Origin of the sequence: Schaalia hyovaginalis (genome assembly GCF_014208035.1) — a bacterium.
Taxonomy (GTDB): domain Bacteria; phylum Actinomycetota; class Actinomycetes; order Actinomycetales; family Actinomycetaceae; genus Pauljensenia; species Pauljensenia hyovaginalis.
In genome coordinates, this window is sequence record NZ_JACHMK010000001.1 from 2,178,448 (window position 1) to 2,198,021 (window position 19,574).

At 65.5% G+C, this 19,574-nt stretch carries 21 protein-coding genes and 2 pseudogenes; 7 read left to right on the top strand and 16 right to left on the bottom strand.

The features are described from left to right. Positions 1–113: 113 nt before the first annotated feature. A complete protein-coding gene (gene glmS, locus HD592_RS09535) occupies positions 114–2,027 on the bottom strand; it encodes a glutamine--fructose-6-phosphate transaminase (isomerizing) (RefSeq protein ID WP_184453678.1) in 1,914 nt (637 codons plus the stop codon). A gap of 112 nt (positions 2,028–2,139) precedes the next feature. Between glmS and coaA the strand changes: the two genes are divergently transcribed. Beyond that, positions 2,140–3,093 carry a type I pantothenate kinase gene (gene coaA / locus HD592_RS09540; protein WP_154476284.1) on the top strand — a complete coding sequence of 318 codons (954 nt, stop codon included), beginning with the start codon at positions 2,140–2,142 and terminating at the stop codon, positions 3,091–3,093. A gap of 84 nt (positions 3,094–3,177) precedes the next feature. Here coaA and glmM read toward each other — a convergent pair whose 3' ends face one another. From glmM to infA, 12 genes and pseudogenes are all read right to left on the bottom strand, one after another. Next, a complete protein-coding gene (glmM, locus tag HD592_RS09545) occupies positions 3,178–4,539 on the bottom strand; it encodes a phosphoglucosamine mutase (protein ID WP_184453680.1) in 1,362 nt (453 codons plus the stop codon). Between the two features lie 245 nt (positions 4,540–4,784). Next, on the bottom strand, positions 4,785–5,276 hold the full coding sequence (rpsI, locus tag HD592_RS09550) for a 30S ribosomal protein S9 (protein WP_184453681.1): 492 nt from the start codon (positions 5,274–5,276) through the stop codon (positions 4,785–4,787). A gap of 44 nt (positions 5,277–5,320) precedes the next feature. Continuing rightward, complete coding sequence (rplM, locus tag HD592_RS09555; protein WP_115726760.1) at positions 5,321–5,764, bottom strand: 50S ribosomal protein L13; 444 nt, start codon at positions 5,762–5,764, stop codon at positions 5,321–5,323. Positions 5,765–6,041: 277 nt separating this feature from the next. Further along, positions 6,042–6,995 (bottom strand): tRNA pseudouridine(38-40) synthase TruA, encoded by a 954-nt coding sequence (gene truA / locus HD592_RS09560; RefSeq protein ID WP_184454626.1) that lies wholly within the window; start codon positions 6,993–6,995, stop codon positions 6,042–6,044. Positions 6,996–7,006: 11 nt separating this feature from the next. Then, positions 7,007–7,756: an ROK family protein gene (locus tag HD592_RS09565; RefSeq protein ID WP_184453683.1), complete on the bottom strand. Its 750-nt coding sequence runs from the start codon at positions 7,754–7,756 to the stop codon at positions 7,007–7,009. Positions 7,757–7,936: 180 nt separating this feature from the next. After that, positions 7,937–8,335, bottom strand: a pseudogene (locus HD592_RS09570) (Panacea domain-containing protein); the annotation flags it as partial. Positions 8,336–8,736: 401 nt separating this feature from the next. Continuing rightward, the gene (gene rplQ / locus HD592_RS09575) at positions 8,737–9,246 is read right to left on the bottom strand and encodes a 50S ribosomal protein L17 (RefSeq protein ID WP_184453685.1); all 510 of its coding nucleotides are present in this window, start codon (positions 9,244–9,246) and stop codon (positions 8,737–8,739) included. A gap of 42 nt (positions 9,247–9,288) precedes the next feature. After that, complete coding sequence (locus tag HD592_RS09580) at positions 9,289–10,287, bottom strand: DNA-directed RNA polymerase subunit alpha (RefSeq protein WP_184453687.1); 999 nt, start codon at positions 10,285–10,287, stop codon at positions 9,289–9,291. Between the two features lie 190 nt (positions 10,288–10,477). Next, positions 10,478–10,888, bottom strand: a complete 411-nt coding sequence (gene rpsK, locus HD592_RS09585) for a 30S ribosomal protein S11 (RefSeq protein WP_154476244.1) — start codon at positions 10,886–10,888, stop codon at positions 10,478–10,480. Between the two features lie 62 nt (positions 10,889–10,950). Continuing rightward, positions 10,951–11,325: a 30S ribosomal protein S13 gene (gene rpsM / locus HD592_RS09590; protein WP_184453689.1), complete on the bottom strand. Its 375-nt coding sequence runs from the start codon at positions 11,323–11,325 to the stop codon at positions 10,951–10,953. A 144-nt stretch (positions 11,326–11,469) separates the two neighbouring features. Further along, entirely contained in the window at positions 11,470–11,583 is a 114-nt protein-coding gene (rpmJ, locus tag HD592_RS09595) for a 50S ribosomal protein L36 (RefSeq protein WP_003790577.1), read from the bottom strand. A gap of 41 nt (positions 11,584–11,624) precedes the next feature. Then, positions 11,625–11,846, bottom strand: a complete 222-nt coding sequence (gene infA, locus HD592_RS09600; RefSeq protein ID WP_073982359.1) for a translation initiation factor IF-1 — start codon at positions 11,844–11,846, stop codon at positions 11,625–11,627. 392 nt (positions 11,847–12,238) lie between these two features. Here infA and HD592_RS09605 point away from each other — a divergent pair, with 392 nt between their 5' ends. After that, complete coding sequence (locus HD592_RS09605) at positions 12,239–12,433, top strand: hypothetical protein (RefSeq protein ID WP_184453691.1); 195 nt, start codon at positions 12,239–12,241, stop codon at positions 12,431–12,433. Positions 12,434–12,451: 18 nt separating this feature from the next. On the opposite strand, the gene HD592_RS09610 is transcribed toward HD592_RS09605, so the two are convergent. Continuing rightward, complete coding sequence (locus HD592_RS09610) at positions 12,452–13,216, bottom strand: IS6-like element IS6100 family transposase (protein ID WP_001389365.1); 765 nt, start codon at positions 13,214–13,216, stop codon at positions 12,452–12,454. A 174-nt stretch (positions 13,217–13,390) separates the two neighbouring features. On the opposite strand from HD592_RS09610, the gene HD592_RS09615 reads away from it, so the two are divergent. Then, positions 13,391–13,960: a CDP-alcohol phosphatidyltransferase family protein gene (locus tag HD592_RS09615; protein WP_184453693.1), complete on the top strand. Its 570-nt coding sequence runs from the start codon at positions 13,391–13,393 to the stop codon at positions 13,958–13,960. A gap of 21 nt (positions 13,961–13,981) precedes the next feature. Here HD592_RS09615 and HD592_RS09620 read toward each other — a convergent pair whose 3' ends face one another. Then, entirely contained in the window at positions 13,982–15,199 is a 1,218-nt protein-coding gene (locus HD592_RS09620) for a beta-ketoacyl-[acyl-carrier-protein] synthase family protein (RefSeq protein ID WP_197077862.1), read from the bottom strand. 59 nt (positions 15,200–15,258) lie between these two features. Here HD592_RS09620 and HD592_RS12505 point away from each other — a divergent pair, with 59 nt between their 5' ends. The 3 genes and pseudogenes from HD592_RS12505 (at position 15,259) to HD592_RS09630 (ending at position 17,688) form a co-directional block, all read left to right on the top strand. Then, the gene (locus tag HD592_RS12505; RefSeq protein WP_049620400.1) at positions 15,259–15,873 is read left to right on the top strand and encodes a TetR/AcrR family transcriptional regulator; all 615 of its coding nucleotides are present in this window, start codon (positions 15,259–15,261) and stop codon (positions 15,871–15,873) included. 963 nt (positions 15,874–16,836) lie between these two features. Further along, positions 16,837–16,977, top strand: a pseudogene (locus HD592_RS12685) (putative RNA methyltransferase); the annotation flags it as partial. Positions 16,978–17,025: 48 nt separating this feature from the next. Continuing rightward, the gene (locus HD592_RS09630; protein ID WP_197077863.1) at positions 17,026–17,688 is read left to right on the top strand and encodes a methyltransferase domain-containing protein; all 663 of its coding nucleotides are present in this window, start codon (positions 17,026–17,028) and stop codon (positions 17,686–17,688) included. Between the two features lie 47 nt (positions 17,689–17,735). On the opposite strand, the gene tet(Z) is transcribed toward HD592_RS09630, so the two are convergent. Continuing rightward, the gene (tet(Z), locus tag HD592_RS09635) at positions 17,736–18,890 is read right to left on the bottom strand and encodes a tetracycline efflux MFS transporter Tet(Z) (protein WP_010889965.1); all 1,155 of its coding nucleotides are present in this window, start codon (positions 18,888–18,890) and stop codon (positions 17,736–17,738) included. 77 nt (positions 18,891–18,967) lie between these two features. On the opposite strand from tet(Z), the gene HD592_RS09640 reads away from it, so the two are divergent. Beyond that, the gene (locus HD592_RS09640; RefSeq protein WP_010889966.1) at positions 18,968–19,567 is read left to right on the top strand and encodes a TetR/AcrR family transcriptional regulator C-terminal domain-containing protein; all 600 of its coding nucleotides are present in this window, start codon (positions 18,968–18,970) and stop codon (positions 19,565–19,567) included. Positions 19,568–19,574: the final 7 nt, after the last annotated feature.

The window sequence follows — 19,574 nt, forward strand, 5'->3', positions numbered from 1 at the left end:
GGGCATCCGCCCGTCGCCCCGCCGGGAGCGCACCGCCCTCGGCGCAGCGCGAGCGATGCCCTCGGCGCGGGGAGGACAGGCGCGGGGAAGCGCCGGGCGGAGGTCCGGGACCGCTACTCGACCGTCACGGACTTGGCGAGGTTGCGCGGCTGGTCCACGTCCAGGCCCTTCGCGCTCGCCAGCTCGCAGGCGAAGATCTGCAAGGGGATGACCGCGAGGAGCGGCGCGTACAGGGTCGGGATCGGCGGGACGCGGAAGACGACCTCCGCGAACTCGTCGACCGAATGATCCCCGTCCTCGGCGACCACGATCGTGCGCGCACCGCGGGCGCGGACCTCCTGGATGTTCGCGAGGACCTTGTTGTGCAGCTCGGGGCGGCGCGGGGTCGGCACGATGATGATCACCGGCTGGCCCTCGTCGACGAGGGCGATCGGCCCGTGCTTGAGTTCGCCGGCCGCGAAGCCCTCTGCGTGGATGTAGCAGATCTCCTTGAGCTTGAGCGCGCCCTCGAGGGCGACCGGGAATCCGACGTGCCGTCCGAGGTAGATCACCGAGCTCGCATCCACCATCGTCCGGGCGAACTGGCGGACCGTCTCGCCCTGGTCGAGGACCTGCTGGATCTTCGCCGGCGCTTCGGCGAGCTTGTCCATGTAGTCGGCGATCTCGTCGGAGTACTTGTTTCCGCGGACCTGCGCGAGGTAAAGGCCGAGGATGAAGCAGGCCGTGACCTGGGAGGTGAAGGCCTTCGTGGACGCGACCGCGATCTCGGGGCCGGCATGGGTGAGCAGGACCGCGTCGGACTCGCGCGAGATCGTCGAACCGGGAGTGTTGACGACGGCGACGACCTTCGCCCCCTGCTCCCGGGCGTGGCGGATCGCCTGGATCGTGTCCATCGTCTCACCCGACTGGGAGATCGCGACGACGAGGGTCTTCTCGGTGACGACCGGGTCGCGGTAGCGGAATTCGCTGGAGAGCTCGACCTCGACGGGAATGCGGCACCAGTGCTCGATCGCGTAGCGCGCAACCTGGCCCGCGTAGGAGGCCGTTCCGCAGCCGACGATGATGATCTTGTCGATGCTGCGCAGAAGGGACTCGGGGATGCGGACCTCGTCGAGGGCGAGCCGTCCGAGCGCGTCCGTGCGGTCGGCGAGGGTGTCGGCGACGCCGCGCGGCTGCTCGTGGATCTCCTTCTCCATGAAGGTCGGCCAGCCGTCCTTCGTCGCCCGATCGGAGGCGAAGTCGACCTCGTACTCCTTGAGCGGGACGGGCGCGCCGTCGTGCCCGATGACGACGACGCCCCTGCCGGTGACCAGGACCGCCTGGTCCTGGTCGATCTCGACCGCGCGCGAGGTGTGCTCGACGAAGGCGAGGACGTCCGAGCCGAGGAAGTTCTCCTCCTCGCCCAGGCCCACGACCAGCGGGGAGGAGCGGCGGGCGGCGACGATCGCGCCCGGAGCCTCGGAGCTGACGACGAGGAGCGTGTAGGTGCCCTGGAGGCGCGCGGTCACCGAGCGCAGTGCGGCGACGAGGCGCCGTGCCGCACGGGCGGCCCCGCCCTCGAGACCGGGGGCCTCGCCCTCCCATTCGAGGAGGTCGGCCGAGTCGTAGGCGCGCTGGACCAGGTGGACGACGACTTCGGTGTCGGTGTCGGAGGCGAAAGCCACGTCGGCCGCGCGCAGTTCGGCGCGCAGGGCGTCGGCGTTCTCGATGATCCCGTTGTGGACGAGGGCGAAACGGCCGTCCTCGCTCGTATGCGGGTGGGCGTTCTGCGTCGTCGGACGGCCGTGCGTCGCCCAACGGGTGTGCCCGATGCCCGCGAAGGCGTCCTCCGGCTTCGCCTCGTCGAGGGCGTCCCCGAGATTGACGAGTTTGCCGACGGCCTTGACGACCGCCACGCCCTCGTCGCCGACGAGCGCCACGCCCGCCGAGTCGTACCCGCGGTACTCGAGACGGGCGAGGCCGCCCATGACGACCTCGCGCGAACGCTGCGAGGCCCGGCATCCGATGTGTCCAACGATTCCGCACATGCCGTTCATTCCAGCACACCGAACGCCCTCGGGCGAACCCGCCGGACTGGATCTTCCCTCTTCGCGTATTCCTGCGCTGCGAAGGAGCGCCCGCATGCGGCACAATCCGACTATGACCACGCGCCCGGATCACGCAACCGGCCCCTACGCGAACTACACCCGCGAGGAATGGGACCGCCTCGCCGACCGCACTCCCCTTCCCCTCACGCAGGCGGACATCGACCGCATCGCGTCCCTCGGCGACCCGATCGATATGCGCGAAGTCGATGCGATCTACCGGCCTTTGTCGGCCCTCCTTCAGCTCTACGTCGACGGCCGTCGGCGCACCGCTCACGAGCGCCGCTCCTTCCTCGGCGATTCCTCCGCCACGGACACGCCCTTCGTCATCGGCATCGCGGGGTCGGTCGCGGTCGGCAAGTCGACCGTCGCCCGTCTCCTCCAGCTCCTCCTCAGCCGCTGGTCGCATACGCCGCGCGTCGACCTGGTGACCACGGACGGCTTCCTGTACCCGAACGCCGTCCTCGAATCCCGGGGTATCCTCGCCCGTAAAGGCTTCCCCGAGTCCTACGACCGCCAGGCGCTCATCGACTTCCTCTCCGCCGTGAAGTCGGGCGCGCCTTCGCTCGAGGTGCCCGTGTATTCGCATGTCGTGTACGACATCGTCGAGGGCGAGACCCTGTCGGTCCGATCGCCCGACATCCTCATCGTCGAGGGGCTCAACGTCTTGCAGCCGCCCCGCACCCGCCCGGGTTCGGTAAGCGTCGCGGTTTCGGACTACTTCGATTTCTCGATCTACGTCGACGCGGAAGAGGCGCATATCGAGCAGTGGTACGTGGACCGCTTCCTCGAGCTGCGCCGGACGGCGTTCTCCCGCGAGGATTCCTTCTTCCGGACCTATGCGGGCCTGACCGATGTCGAGGCGGAGACGACCGCGCGCATGGTGTGGTCGGCCATCAATCTGCCGAATCTTCGCGACAACATCGCGCCGACCCGCGAGCGCGCCACGATGATCTTCAAGAAGGACGCCTCGCACCGGGTCGAGTCGCTCCTTTTAAGGAAGGACTGAGGGGCTCCTCCGAGGGCCCCGGAGCACGGAGCGGCTGCGCACCCTGTTCGGGTGCGCAGCCGCATCTCGTCGTCGTGAGGGGTTTCAGAGAGCCAGATTCTCCTTGACCACATCCGCGAGGGCCTGTGCGACCGAATCCGCCTGCTCCTGAGTCGCCGCCTCGACCATGACGCGTACGAGCGGCTCGGTGCCCGAGGGGCGCAGGAGGACGCGACCGGTCTCGCCGAGCTCCTCTTCGGCCCGGACGACAGCCGCCTGCACCGCCGCGTTCGTGCCGGCCGAGGCCTTGTCGACCCCCTTGACGTTGATGAGGGTCTGCGGGAGGCGCGAGACGATGGAGGCCAGCTCGGCGAGGGACTTGCCGGTGCGCTTCATCCGCGCGGCGACCCGCAAAGAGGTGAGGACGCCGTCGCCGGTCGTCGCATGGATCGTGTCGATGACGTGACCCGATTGCTCGCCGCCGAGCGTGTAGCCGCCCTGAAGCATCTTCTCCAGCACGTAACGGTCGCCGACGCCGGTCTGGACGGTGCGGATGCCGTGCTCCTTCATCGCGAGGATCAGACCGAGATTCGACATGACGGTCACGACGAGCGTGTCCGAGCCGAGCGTCCCGTCCTCCTTCATGCCGACGGCGAGGAGGCCCATGATCTGATCGCCGTCGACGAGGTTGCCCTCCGCATCGACCGCGAGGCAGCGGTCCGCATCCCCGTCGTAGGCGACGCCCATGTCCGCGTGCGTCGAGACGACATAGTTCTGGAGCTGCTCGGGGTGGGTCGAGCCGCAGTGCGCATTGATGTTGAGGCCGTCCGGGGAGGCGTTGATGACGATGACCTCGGCGCCGGCGGCGCGCAGCGCGGCCGGTCCCACGAAGGAGGCCGCGCCATTCGCCGCATCGACCACGATGCGCAGGCCCGACAGGTCGGTCGCGACGGAATCGACGAGGTGGTTGACGTAGTTCTGGTCGGCGACGGTCTCGCCCTTGATGACGCGGCCGACGCCCGCACCGGTCGGCAGGTCTTCGACCCTGCCGAGGAGGGCTTCGATCTCGTCCTCGAGCGCATCGTCGAGCTTGTAGCCGCCGCGGGCGAAGAACTTGATGCCGTTGTCCTGGAAGGGGTTGTGCGAGGCGGAGATGACGACCCCGAGATCGATGTTCTGCGTCGCCGTGAGGTGGGCGATCGCCGGCGTCGGGAGGATCCCGACGCGGGTCACGTCCACGCCCGAGGAGGCGAGGCCGGCGCTGATCGCGTGGTCGAGGAACTCGCCGCTCGCGCGCGTGTCGCGGCCGACGATCGCCCGCGGCCGTCCGGTGCGCGAGCGGATGCCCGAGGGGTTGTCCCGCGTGAGGACCCGTGCTGCCGCCTGGCCGAGTTGAACGGCCAGTGCCGGGGTGAGCAGGTCGTTCGCGAGCCCGCGCACGCCGTCGGTTCCGAACATTCTCGCCATGAAGGTTCCTTCCCGTCGTCGAATCCGGACACGATCCGTGGCCGAGCACTGAGGACAGCCTACTCGGCCCGGTCCGAAAGCGGTCGAAGGGCCCACGGCTCGCCTCCCGGCGCATTCGGGCACCGGCGACGGACCACGGGTGGAGGCGCGGGCGCCTGCGCCCCGTCCGCACGCCAACGCGCCGCGGCCCCGCCCTCGTGAATCCGAGGAGCGGGGCCGCGGCGACGTGCAGTCCGGAGCGACGATCAGCGCTTCGAGTACTGCGGGGCCTTGCGGGCCTTCTTGAGGCCGGCCTTCTTGCGCTCGATGACGCGGGCGTCACGGGTGAGGAAGCCCGCCTTCTTGAGCGCGGGGCGGTTGGCCTCGCGGTCGATCTCGTTGAGGGCGCGCGCGATGCCGAGGCGCAGCGCACCGGCCTGGCCGGAGATGCCGCCGCCGTTGATGCGGGCGATGACGTCGAAACGGCCTTCGAGGTCGAGAAGGACGAAGGGCGACTTCACGAGCTGCTGGTGGAGCTTGTTCGGGAAGTAATCCTCAAGGGTGCGACCGTTGATCTTCCACTCGCCGGTTCCGGGAACCAGGCGAACGCGGGCGACGGCCTCCTTGCGGCGGCCCAGGCCCGCGCCGGGCGCGGTGATGGACTGGCCGGCGCCGGCGGGCGCCGTCTCGGTCTCGGTCGTGTACGAGCTGGGGGCGTTCTCCTCATCCAGCTCGACGATTTCGGTGGTCTCAGCCACGGTTCTCCTCAGTGCTTATGTCGGTGCTCAGCGGCGCGAGGCGCTCACTGGGCCACCTGGGTGATCTCGTAGGGAACCGGCGACTGGCCGGCGTGCGGGTGCTCAGCGCCGACGTAGACGTGCAGCTTCTTGAACTGCGCGCGGCCGAGGCTGTTGTGGGGAAGCATGCCGCGGACGGCCTTCTCGACCGCGCGCTCAGGCGCCTTGGCCATGAGGTCGCGGTAGGAGGTCGCGGTCAGACCACCGGGACGCCCGGAGTGGCGGTACGCCATCTTCTGCTCGAGCTTCTTACCGGTCAGAACGACCTTGTCCGCATTGATGATGATGACGTTGTCGCCCATGTCCATGTGAGGGGCGAACGTCGGCTTGTGCTTCCCACGGAGAATGGCGGCGACCTGGGCCGCCAGGCGGCCGAGGACGACGTCGGTGGCGTCGATGACGTACCACTTCTTGTCCGCGTCCCCGGGCTTGGGTGAATAGGTGCGCACGGGCGTAACCTTCAATTCTTGTCGGTCATGGAGCTGCGGACCTGATGTTCGATCCGCGCTCACGATGAAACGGTTCGCGCGAGGCGTCGGCCGCTGCTCGACGGCGAGTGGGAGACACCGAAGGAGCTGCTGACGCACAGCGTTGTTCAGTCTATCCGGGGCGCGCCCGACCGGTCAAAGCGCCGTGGGCACTGTGTCGGATCACTCAGAGGCGCTTCGGGGACGAGGACGGGGCGCGGAGCCGCATGACCGACGCGCGCCCTCGCGGCCGCGCGGATCAGCCGCAACAGCCCCCTACTTCATCCCTGCGGGCGCGCGCCCGCAGGGCCCTCGCCGCCCATTGCGCCTCGGGCGGGTAGTCGACGCCCTCGAGGCTCAGTCCGCGCGCGGGCGCGATCGGCGCCGCCGAGCTCCTGCTGCGGCCCGCCAGGAGCTCGGCCATCCACTCGGGCGCGCGCCTGCCACGCCCGACCTCGAGGGCCGCCCCGACGAGCGAACGGACCATCGAGTGGCAGAAGGCGTCCGCCTCCACGCGGCATTCGATGATGCGCTCCGCGCGCGTGAACTCGAAGCGCGTCAGGGTCCGGATCGTCGTCGCGCCCTCGCGGGGGCGGCAGTAGGAGAGGAAGTCGTGCTCCCCGAGGAGGAAGGCCGCGCCGGCGTTCATCGCCTCCGTGTCCAGCTCCCCGGGCGCGCTCAGCACATCGCGGCGCCGCTGAGGATCGGGCGCCCCGTCGGCCAGCCGGTAGCAGTAGCGCCTGCCGAGGGCGGAGAAGCGCGCGTCAAAGGCGGCGCTGACCGGGGTCGCGCTCACGATCACCGCATCCGAGGACCCGCGAGGCTCACGCAGGCCGTGCGCGCGCGCCCAGCGGGCGCGCGCCTGCCCCAGCAGAGCGTTGAGCCTTCGCACCAGGCCCTCGCCGATCGCAGCCCCGTCGCCCGCCTGAGCCCGGCGCGGCGCGAGGGCGCGCCACGCCTCCACCGGGACGTCCATGTGCGCGACCTGATGCCGGGCGTGGACGCCCGCGTCGGTGCGCCCCGCCACCGTCAAAACGACTGGCCCCCGAAGAACAAGGGAGAGCGCGGACTCGATCTCGCCCTGCACGGTCCTCAACCCCGGTTGGGCCGCCCAGCCGTGGAAGTCCGTGCCGTCATAGGCGAGGTCGAGCCGGACGCGCAGGCTCTTCGCCTCCCCCTGGGCGGCCGGAGCCCCGCCCTCGTCCCCCGCGATCACCGCGGTCGTCACTTCTCCCACGCGCGCACTCCCCCGATGATCCCCGCGTCATTCGGGACGATGACGACGTCGTCGCCCAGCCTCGCCCGGTTCGCGGCGGTGATGCGCTTCGAGTTGCCGCCCCCGATGTAGAGGCGGTCCCACATGTACATCGGGCGCAGGCCGTCGACGATGCGGCGCACCCGCCGCGACCAGTGGGCGTCGCCGAGACGGAGACGCTCATGCTCGCCGATGTAGTCGTCGTAGGTGAGGCCCCACCGGACGAAGCCCTGCGAGACCTCGACGTGCGGGGCGAGGGCGCCCGCGTCGAAGACGGCGTTGCCCAGCCCTGTGCCCAGGGTGATGATCATTTCAAGTCCGGTGCCCGTGATCACCCCGGTGCCGGCGACCTCCGCGTCGTTCCACACCTTCGTCGGCAGGCCGAGGGCGCGGCCGATCGCCCGGCCCATGTCGAAGTTCTTCCACTCCTCGACCAGTTCGGGCACGACCTTGGAGCGCGGGCCGGATCTCGTGATGTAGTGGGGCGTCGCGATGACGACGCCGTGCCGGATCATTCCCGGCATGCCCATCGTCACGCGGTCCGCCGCGGGCAGGCGCTCGGAGAGCCCGACGACGGTTTCCACGAGCAACGACGGCGGCAGCGGATAGGGGGTCGGCACCCTGAGGGGCTTGGCGACCATCGTCCCGCGCGGATCGAGGACGGATCCCTTGATGCCGCCCCCGCCGCAATCGATGGCGAGGGTCATGAGTTCGGACATGCCCCCATGCTATCGGCGTCTGCATCCCGCGAGGCGAGCGTCCGAAGCCGAGAGCTCTTGCATCACCTCTACCGAGGAACGCGCTCGCCGCAGATCAGCGCCCTCGCCGCCTTGACGGTGAAGAGCAAACGGGTCGCGCCGAGGCGCTCTACCCGCACCCACGGAACCGTGCATGATTCGTCAGAAAGCGGCATCCAGGGCCTCGAGTTCGCTCCAGACCTGCTCATGGACGAACCAGACGGTCTCGCAGTGAACAAGATCCCGGCGCTTGGCATCGCTGCGGTAATAGTCGCGAATCGCCTCGTCATCCATCGGGCAGTATCGGGACGCCCGGTCATAGGCATTCAGCCACGGCGCATCATCATGGGACATCCGACGCAATTCGCTTGCGGAGAATTCACCGTACTTGTTCCACACCGCGTCAAGGAAGCGGAGGGTGTTCGGCGGTAAATCACGACACCGATCCTTTGCAAGTGACGCGATGTCGTCGTCCTTCACCGCGATGGTGGAGCGCCCGAAGGGACGGAATTCCTCGTAGATCGAGGAAATGACGGGGCCGTGCTCAAAAGCGAAGATGGCGAAATCGAAGAGGCGATGCCGGTCTCCGCCAGGTAACTTGCCTGCGCGAAATACATGAGCTTATCCAGCCTCATCTGAGTCACGTCCGGATCCGCGCGCTCATCATCCCGAGCGATGAAGTAATCAGCCACCAACCGGGGACTGAGATTCACCTCGATCATTTGCTCCACGGGATTCACCCTCTCTCGTTCGAACTCCCTTTCCCGGCGACCGTAACATTCGCCCTCTCCATCTGACGCCGCTCTTGCGAAGTAGGGACTGCGCCGACGCCCCCTTCCGCGAGACACGACGAAAGGGCGGGGAGGGAAACATTCCCTCCCCGCCCTCGTCCGCCCTCACGGGCGATCAGCGGATCATCGCGTCCGGCTCGACGCGCGCGCATCGAGCCGGACGCGGGTCGATCACTCGGCCTTCTCGGCCTCGGCAGTCTCCTCGACGGCGGCCTCCTCGACGGGAGCCTCAGCCGCTTCCTCGACCGGAGCCTCCTCGACCTTCTCCGCGGCCTTGGCGGCGGTGGTCTCAGCGGCCTTTACGACCGCCTTCTTCTCAAGCTTCTCGAGGACGATCTCGACGCGCATGAGAGGGGCGTTGTCGCCCTTGCGGTTGCCGACGCGGATCAGACGGGTGTAGCCGCCCTGACGCTCGGAGTCGATCGCCGGAGCGATCTCGTCGAAGAGCAGGTAGACGGCTTCCTTCGAGGTGATCTTCTTGGCGACCGTGCGACGGGCGTGCATGTCGCCGCGCTTGGCCTTGGTGACGAGCTTCTCGAAGTAGGGCTGGAGAAGCTTGGCCTTGGCCTCGGTCGTGGTGATCGCGCGGTGCTCGATGAGCTGGGTCGCGAGGTTCGCGAGGATCAGCTTCTGGTGCGCCGGGCTGCCGCCCAGGCGGGCGCCCTTCTTGGGAGTGGGCATTGTGTCTCCTACGGATTATTCGCGTCCATCGGACGCTCGGGGTCAGATGGACTGTTCGTCGCTGAACTGGATCGATCCGGAGTCCGGCTCGTCGAAGGACGGCATGACGGAATCCTTGAGGGTCATGCCGAGCGCGGCGAGCGCGTCCTTGATCTCTTCGATCGACTTCGTTCCGAAGTTGCGGATGTCGAGAAGATCGGCCTCGGAGTGGGCGACGAGCTCGCCCACGGTGAGGATCCCGCGACGACGCAGGGCGTTGTACGAACGCGACTGCAGGTTGAGGCTCTCGATCGGCAGGGCGAGGTCCGCGGCGAGGGTCGCATCCGTCGTCGACGGTCCGACCTCGATGCCTTCGGCTTCCTCGTTGAGCTCGCGCATGAGGCCGAAGAGCTCGACGAGGGTCTTACCCGCGGAAGCGAGGGCGTCGCGCGGCGTGATCGCCGGCTTCGTCTCCACGTCGATGACGAGGCGATCGAAGTCGGTGCGCTGCTCGACACGGGTCGCCTCGACCTTGTAGGTCACCTTGACGACGGGCGAGTAGATCGAGTCGATCGGGATCCGCGAGAGCTCGGCCTGCGGGTCCTTGTTCTGAGCGGCGGACACGTAGCCGCGCCCGCGCTCGACGGTCAGTTCGATCTCGATCCTGCCCTTGTCGTTCAGGGTGGCGAGGTGGAGCTCCGGGTTGTGGATCTCCACGCCGGCCGGGGGCTGGATGTCGCCGGCGAGAACCTCGCCGGGGCCAGCCTTGCGCAGATACATCACGACAGGCTCGTCCATCTCCGAGGAGAGGACGATCTGCTTGATGTTGAGGATGATCTCAGCGACATCCTCCTTCACGCCTTCGATCGTGCGGAACTCGTGCGCGACGCCGTCGATGCGGATCGAGGTGACCGCCGCGCCGGGGATCGACGACAGGAGGGTGCGACGAAGGGAGTTGCCCAGGGTGTAGCCGAATCCGGGCTCGAGGGGCTCGAGCGTGAAGCGCGAGCGGAATTCGCTGACCTTCTCCTCGGTGAGGATGGGTCGCTCTGCAATGAGCACGTCGTGGTCCTTTCTTCCCGGCGCCCGCCATATGACGCCGGACAGTCGTTCCCGCCTTCGCGGGACAGGGGGTGCGAGCCTGCCGATCGGCCGACTCGGACGTGGGGCGGGCGTTCACCCGGCTGCCCGTGGGGTTCCTCGCGGATGCCCCTGGGCGCCGAGGGCGAAGCGGCCTGCCCGATGCGACGGATCAGACGCGGCGGCGCTTCGGGGGGCGGGCGCCGTTGTGAGCCTGCGGGGTGACGTCCTGGATCGAGCCGACCTCGAGGCCCGCGGCCTGGAGGGAGCGGATCGCGGTCTCACGGCCGGAGCCGGGGCCCTTGACGAAGACGTCGACCTTCTTCATGCCGTGCTCCTGGGCGCGACGAGCCGCCGCCTCGGCCGCGAGCTGAGCGGCGAAGGGGGTGGACTTGCGGGAGCCCTTGAAGCCGACCTGGCCGGAGGAGGCCCAGGCGATGACGGCACCGGTCGTGTCGGTCAGGGACACGATCGTGTTGTTGAACGTCGACTTGATGTACGCGTGACCGTGAGTGACGTTCTTGGAGAGCTTGCGGCGCGGCTTGCGAGCGGCACCGGAGCGCGAGGTCTTTGCAGCTGCCATGTTGCTTTACAGTTCCTTCTTCAGTCGTTGAAGGGAGGGGCGCGAACGCCTGTCCCGAGGCCTTACTTGGCCTTCTTCTTGCCTGCGACGGTGCGCTTGGGGCCCTTGCGGGTGCGCGCGTTGGTCTTGGTGCGCTGACCGTGGACCGGCAGGCCACGACGGTGACGAAGGCCCTGGTAAGAGCCGATTTCAATCTTGCGGCGGATATCGGCCTGAACTTCGCGGCGGAGGTCGCCCTCGACCTTGAAGTTCGCGTCGATGTATTCGCGCAGCTTGACGAGATCCTCTTCGGTTGCGTCCTTGACGCGCACGTCCGGGCTGACGCCCGTGGCGGCGAGGGTCTCGGCGGCGCGGGTGCGGCCGATTCCGTAGATGTAGGTGAGCGCGATCTCCATGCGCTTCTCGCGGGGGAGGTCGACACCGGCAATACGTGCCATGTTGTTGGTGCTCCAGTTGTTCCTCGGAGGTCGTCATCGCATCTTCCGGGTGAGCCACCCGGCCCCGGCCTCCGAACCGGGGGTCGCCTTGCGGCGGTGGACGCGATGCTGCGGGGCTAGGCGCCCCCTATTGCGCGGCGGGTCTCAGCCCTGACGCTGCTTGTGCCTGGGGTTGTCGCAGATGACCATGACATTGCCGTGGCGACGGATCACCTTGCACTTGTCACAGATCTTCTTGACACTCGGCTTGACCTTCATGGTGGTTCCTCCACCGCCCCGAGGGGCGGAAGTGTCGGTTCTTACTTGTAGCGGTAGACGATACGGCCTCGGGAGAGGTCGTAGGGGCTCAGTTCGACGACGACCCGGTCCTCGGGGAGGATCCGGATGTAGTGCTGTCGCATCTTCCCCGCGATGTGACCGAGAACGACGTGGCCGTTCTTCAGCTCCACGCGGAACATCGCGTTGGGGAGGGCCTCGATGACCGTGCCCTCCATTTCGATGACGCCGTCTTTCTTCGCCATATCCTCCGTCTGTCCTCTACGTTCATCGGATGCGTCGCGGCCGGGGCCGCGGGGCGCGTCACGACGCGGGTACACGTCGATTGGCGACACGCCCGAAGATCAACAATACGGCATTTCGGGCCGAGCATGATAGTCCGCCGCCCTGTCGAATGCCTCACCTTCCGACGATCCGCCCGAGGCTCGAGCGGTGGGGATCACTCTGGCGCTTCAAGAACGCCTCAGGCGCACGCGACGGCGAAAACCGCCACGGTGCGCACCATCGGATTCCCGGGCCGCCAGTGCATTGACCGTGACCGCGCCCTTGACAATGACCGTGACCGACGATGACACTGCCGTTGTCGAATCGTTTTCAACAAGGGGGTTGAAATGATCACGTCGCTGCGAGGGACCGCATGAACACGCTCGCGAACGCCTCTCCCTCCGCCCGCGGGCGCGAAGCCCTCTGGACGTGGGGCTTCACCGTTTTCCTCTGCGCCATGGCGATCTTCATCCAGCGGCTGAACTGGGTATTCATCGTTGCAGCAGTCGTCTTCGGCGCCCGCGCCGCCTACGGCTCTGTTGCAAAGATTGGCGGCAGTCAGAGGTAGGCTGTCGCTCTGCGCCGATCAGGCGGCTGCTGCGAAATGGTGGTTGAGCATGCCCATGGCCTCCGTCAGCGCCGAGGGCCCAATGCCAAAAGCTCTCTCCACAAGGCGCACCTCGCCCCTGATGCCGGGCTGCAGGCACCAGGGGCGAGCCTGTCCTTTGCGCAGGGCTCGCATGACTTCGAATCCCTTGATCGTGGCATAGGCCGTGGGGATCGATTTGAAACCGCGCACCGGCTTGATCAGTATCTTGAGCTTTCCGTGATCGGCCTCGATCACGTTATTGAGATACTTCACCTGCCGGTGGGCCGTCTCCCGGTCCAGCTTTCCTTCGCGCTTCAATTCGGTGATCGCTGCACCATAGCTCGGCGCTTTGTCGGTATTGAGCGTGGCAGGCTTTTCCCAGTGCTTCAGGCCTCGCAGGGCCTTGCCCAGGAACCGCTTCGCTGCCTTGGCGCTGCGGGTCGGCGACAGGTAGAAATCGATCGTGTCGCCCCGCTTGTCGACTGCCCGGTACAGGTAGGTCCACTTGCCCCGCACCTTGACGTAGGTTTCATCCAGGCGCCAGCTCGGATCAAAGCCACGCCGCCAGAACCAGCGCAGCCGCTTCTCCATCTCCGGGGCGTAGCACTGGACCCAGCGATAGATCGTCGTATGGTCGACCGAAATGCCGCGTTCCGCCAGCATTTCCTCAAGGTCGCGATAGCTGATCGGATAGCGACAATACCAGCGCACCGCCCACAGGATCACATCACCCTGGAAATGGCGCCACTTGAAATCCGTCATCGTTCCGTCCGTCCAATCTCCGCCAAGCATGCTCAAGCTTCACGATTTTTGCAACAGAGCCGTCGGGAGCGCCCTCCTTGACGCCGTCGAACAATTCACACTCCCAACTCTGGCAGTCCTCGCCATTGTCGTGACGGGCTGGCTGCTTATTCGCTACCGAAAGAGAGTCCACCCATGAATCGCACCACAGACAGCAAGCGCCCTCGCGACTGGGCGACGATCCCCAACGCCGTCACGCTGCTCTGGTTTGCGCTCGTCGCCCCGGTCGCGGTCCTCCTCGTGGACGGCTCGCGACCAGTGCTCGCCGTGGTACTCCTGGCGATCTTCGGGGCTAGTGATTGGGTCGACGGCGCCCTCGCCCGCAAGCTCGGCCAGACCAGCAAGACCGGTGCCGTGCTCGACCCGGTCGCTGATCGTATCGGTGTGGCCGTGATCGCATTGGCACTTGTCATGGCTGGCCACGTTTCCATCTGGGTTGCGCTCGGCATCGCAGCGGTAGATGTAGCGCTGGGTGTGACCTACCTGATGGTCCGCCCCAGCCATGCTCCCGAAGTGTCATGGATCGGAAAGATTCGCACGGCCGTCCTGATGGCAGGCATTCTGCTCGTCGGACTCGGAGCGATCCCGAACCTCCATCTATTCGGCGTCGCCGGTCAAGCATTCTGCGTCATCGGAGCAGCTCTCCACCTCCTCGCAGGAATCGGCTACCTCTCTTCCATCATGTGCGGCCCCCGCAAAGCATAAGATTGCCTCGGAGGAATGGTTCTATGCTGAGCAGATTGCGAGCGTCACATTCTGTCCGCCGAACCCAAAGGAGTTGCTGACCGCTGCCCCGACCCGAGTGCGGAGAGCCTCCGTGACCACGTCAAGATGAATCTCGGGATCAATACTTTGAAGGTTGGCAGTCGCGGGAATGATCCCTGATTCAATGGTTCGTGCCGTGATGATCGCTTCGACGGCTCCCGCCCCTCCGACCAAGTGCCCGAGCGCACCCTTCGGGGCGGTGACGTTGATGTCTTCCCCAAAAACTTCAACGAGCGCCTGTGCTTCAGCGCGATCCCCGACGACTGTCCCGGTCGCGTGGGCATTCACATGGTCAATGTCGTTCACCGTGAGATCACCCACTGTGAGTGCCTTGCGAATGGCGCGGACCTGCCCATGTCCGCTTGGTTCGGTGCCGGTGATGTGGTGCGCGTCCGCGGTGATGCCCCAACCGGCGAGCCAGGCGTGGACGCGGGCACCGCGTGCGGCAGCGTGCCTCTCACTCTCAAGGATCACGATCCCGGCACCCTCACCCAGCACGAAGCCTCTACGGTTGGCGTCGAATGGGCGGGAAAGACACGTGACGTCGCCGCCGTCGGGCTTCGCGAGCGCTTGCGCTTGCGCGAAGCCCGCCAGAGTAAGCGGGGTGATTGCCGCTTCAACACCACCTGCAATTACCGCATCCGCCTCGCCAGCCTCGATGAGTCGTGCTCCCAAGGCGATAGCCTCGGCTCCGGATGCGCAGGCCGAAGACGGAGTGTACACACCGGCCTTCGCGGAGTACTCGATACTGATCTGAGCCGAGGCACCGTTGGGCATCAGCATGGGCACGGCGCGTGGAGAAACACGACGCGCACCCCGGCTCTCGAGCACGTCATCCTGCTCAAGGAGTGTCTCTACGCCACCAACACCAGTGCCCACTGCGACAGCCAGACGTTCGGGGTCTATGTCGCAAAGGCCTGCATCAAGCCATGCCTCTCTGGTCGCAGCAAGCGCTAACTGCTGGCTGCGGTCAAGCTGCCGTGCGCGAACGCGACTGAGCACCACTTCGAGATCAGTCGTTACCGGAGCGGCGACACGCACCGGGAGACTGGCCCATGTGTCGCCGAGGCCGTCGAGTTCACAAATGCCAGAGCGCCCCTCAAGCAACCCGGACCACAGGGCTTCTACATCAGCCCCCAGCGGGGTTACCGCCCCGTACCCCGTCATTGCAATTCGCATCAAGACTCTCCCTAACTTGTATGATGATCAAGTTGAACTGTATCACATACAATTGATGCGTGAGCGATAAGAACCAGCGCAAGCAAGTGGTGCGAGGAGCGGGCACGCGCCGTAGAATTCGTGCCGCAGCAATGACGCTCTTCACAGACCGCAAGTTTGTAGAGGTCACAATGAGCGAGTTGGCAAAGGCGGCTGGGGTGTATCCCAACCAGATCACTCATCACTTTGGGTCCAAGGATGCACTGTACGTTGATGTCGCATTCGGGTTGCTTCTGCGAGATACGGAGCGGCTGCAGAAAGCCGGGCGTAGAGCCAGCACGCCGGATGCCATGAAGCGAGTCCTTGCCCGAACTGCTCTGACCATGCCGTCAATAACGGTTGTAGTGAGCGCCCTCGCACTCGCGCGCGGGAACCCCACGCTGCAGCCAGAAGTTGAAGCTGGACTCAATGTCCTGTTTCGCCAGTCAGAGCAGTTCTTAGTAAGAAAGCTATGGGAGCAGCACTGGACGATAGACCAAGACATCGACCGCGCCACGAAAACCTTTTGGAGCGCCGTTTTCGGGGCTGTGATCATCTCCCAGGCCGGTTTTCCCGGAGGTCCCTCATCGGTCGATGTGGCCGCCACATTGTCCATTCACGCCGCTGATGAAGCGCAAAGAGGTGATGCTGAATGAACAGCTACGCGAACGACTCTTGCCAGCGAATGATTCCACAAACAGCTGACCGTGTTCGTGCTCGCTAGCTATTCGCCCTCGCACTATCTAACAGAGCACGAAGTCGCCCGCGGGTACGGGCTCGTCGAATATCTAAATCAGCTTGTCCCGAATTGAACTGCGCGACGGTCGAGCAAGAGATCGGGCAACTTCGTGTGACACAATTGGATACACCGACATTTCACGGCGCCGTGGTGTACGAGGAGATACATGCTAACGGATTTCTTACGAGATCAAGCATTCGCGGTCGCCTGGTTGTCCATGATGGCCGCTGCATGGCTCGGGTGGTCCCAGGAAGACCCCAAACCTCGGCTCCGAGGCGCCCTCGGTACGGGTTCAGTGCTGGGAATGCTTATCGCGATAGCTGCCGGGCTCCTCGTATGGCGCAATTGGACAACACCAACTGCTCTCGAGGGTCGCTATTGGGTGTTTGGTCTCATTGTTCTTGCTGAAGCTGTGCTCATCGGTGTCGGATGTATTTTTCTCGCCCGGCGGGGATTGACTCGCTGGTACGGGTGGTGGATCGGGATATGTGTGGCGTTGCATTTTATTCCCCTGGCATGGATATTCGAAGACTGGTCCTACCTTGTGCTCGCTGTTGTTCAAGTCGCCGGTCTCGTCACCATGTTTCCACCTCTGAAGCGTGGTACGTATGCGACCAGCCGCTGGGCATGCCCCTGGATTGCTTTGACGTTTCTCGTCTTCGCGATTGCGTCCGGAATCATCTTGCTACTTCGCTACGGATACCCCGTGTAAGGCAGTCCTGTACCCGTAAATGTGCAAGACGGCTCCTAAGACTTCAACCAACTTTCCAACTCCGGATCCCACAAGACCGCCGATGACTGTGTGAGAGTCGTTGTCTCGCCCCCAGAAGGCCGAGATCGTCTTTGACACCGTCGTTCGACCGAAGAGAGGTAGACCATCATGTCAGCCCTGGCCGCACCTGGCCTCAGCGCTATCCGTGACTCACTCCGGTGCCCGATCTGCGCCGGTCGCCTCGAACTGACACCGGGGGCACTGCGTTGTCGTCAGCGACACACCTTCAACATCGCTCGGCACGGCTACGTCAGCCTACTGTCTGGGACTAATGCGATCAGCGGGGATGATGCGCCGATGATCCAAGCTCGAGAACGTTTCCTCGCGACCGGCGCCTACGAGCCGATACGCCGGGCCGTCTCGACGATGGTGTCTCATACGATCCCTCGTGATGGCATAGTTCTCGATGTTGGCTGTGGTACCGGCTACTACCTCGCCGGTGCGCTCGACAAAGTGACCGGGGCTCGCGGCCTGGGGCTTGACTCCTCGGTGCGTGCGCTGCGGGTCGCTGCGCGCGTCCACGAGCGAGCAGCCGCAGCGAGCTGGGACGTGTTCCGCCCGTATCCGTTGGCCGACCAGTCGGTGGATGCTGTGCTGAACATGTTCGCTCCGCGCAACCCCGGCGAGTTTCACCGGGTCCTCCGCCCGAACGGCAGCCTGATCGTGGTGCGTCCGACGGTCGACCACCTGGCCGAGTTGCGCCGCGATGTGCCCGACTCGGTGACTATCGATGTTTCCAAGGAGCAACGCCTGCATGACGCCCTGGCACCGTTCTTCGAACAGGAGCGAGATCAACACGTCGGCTACATCGCAGAGATTGAACCGCAAACGGCTCGCGATCTGCTCGGAATGACGCCGAGTGCGCGGCACATCACCCCGGCAGAGGTCTCGGACGACGACCTGCCCGAGCGAGTCACCATATCCGTGCTTGTCAGCTCATACCGGCTACGGGAGACTTGACTGGTGGCAGAGCGATCCCGTCGCATCGGGATGGCACCTTAGCGCGGTTATCGAGATCGCCGTGAGGCGCATGTCTCACGGATCATCAGGAGGGCGCAGAGAACGTAGAGCGCTGCGGCGCAGATCCAGAGGGTGCCGTCTGCATTCGTTCGGGTGAGTGCGAAAATGCCGGTGAAGGTGACCGGGCCGATGATCGAGGTGAGGCTGTTCAGGCTTGCAAGTGTTCCCTGCAGGCGTCCCTGCTGCTGCTCGGGCGCGCGTCTCGAGAGCAGCGTCTGCAGTGCGGGCAACGTGATGCTGCCGAGTCCGAGCGCTGCGAGGATCGGTAGCATCGCCCATGTGCTGGCGATGAGGGCAAGGCCGATGAGCCCAATGGCGTCTGCGGCGATACCGACGAGGATCGCCCGGGTCTCGCCGATCCGGGACACGATGCGTCCGGTCAGTGCCGCCTGCACGAATACTTGCACCATTCCGAAGATGGATAGCGAAACGCCGACTTCGACGGGGTTCCAGTCGAGGCGCTGCTGCGTGAAGAGCACCCAGGTGGAGCCTGGTGCTTGGCCGATGAACTGCACGATGCCGAAGACTGCGAGAAGGATAAGCATCCCCGGCACTGCGGTTCGCTTCGCCGTACCGGGTTGCTGTGCGTGCGAGCCGTTGCTGCCCGGTGGCCGCGTCTCACGCAGAAGACTCGCGCTGAGTACGAGGGTGATTCCGGCGAGCGCGGCGGCGACGAGGAATGGCAGATGCGGTGAGACCCCGCCGAAAAGACCGCCAATGGCGGGACCCGCGATCATGCCACCGCCGTAGCATGCGCCGAGCCACCCGTAGCGTTTTGCGCGCTGATCCGGCGGAGTAATGTCGGCGATCACCGTCGCGGTGACGGCGTTCGTGGCGCCGGTAATGCCTGCAACCGCGCGGGCGAGGTAAAAGACCCACAGCGTGTCCGTCAGTGCGAGCACGAGGTAGTCGATCGTCGCGCCTGCGAGGGAGGCGACAAGCACGCGGCGGCGTCCGAAACGGTCAGAGAGTCGGCCAAGGATCGGGGCGCAAAGAAACTGCATGATCGCATAGAGCGCTGTCAGTAGTCCGACGTGCAGTGGGATCATGTCGTCGGGGGCACCGACCTGGTCGAGAAGGGTAGGCAAGATCGGCATCACGAGGCCCAGCCCTGCAGCATCGAGGGTCGCCGTGATGAGCACGGCTGTCAGGATTCCACAATGAGAGTAGCGAGCAGTCACTTTATCTAAGATAAAGTTATCGATGATAAAGTGCAACTATGACTCACCACCGGAAGCGTCTCGACCGCACGTCCGTGTTGCTCGGGGCCCGGCAGGTGCTCGACGAGACTGGGCTCGATGGCTTCACCACTCGCGCGCTGGCGGCTCACTTACAGGTACAGCAGCCCGGCCTCTACTGGCACTTCCGCACGAAGGCCGAACTCCTCGCAGCGCTGGCGAGCGACGTGCTTGACCGAGAGCATCACGCTTCCTTCCCCGAGTCCGACGAGAAATGGGACGCATTTCTCTTGCGAAACGCAAGAAGTTTCCGCCACGCACTACACGCGGTCCGTGACGGTGCGCGTCTCCACGCTGAGCACCACCGCAGACCATCCGGCGACGACACCGACGAAGGAGCTGAGGCTTCCGGTCAGCAAGTCGGGCTTCTCGTGTCTCAGGGATTCGATGAACAGACAGCCATCAGCATGCTCATCGCGGTCAGCCGATACACCGTCGGTGTCGTACTGGAGGAGCAAACCGCAGAGGTCGGCAATGCGAGCGTTCCTGAACGCGACCGGGAATTCGATTTCGGCCTGACAGCACTGATCGACGGATTCTCTCACTCCCGCACAGCGTCATTGACCTCGAGCGAATCGTGACCTCATT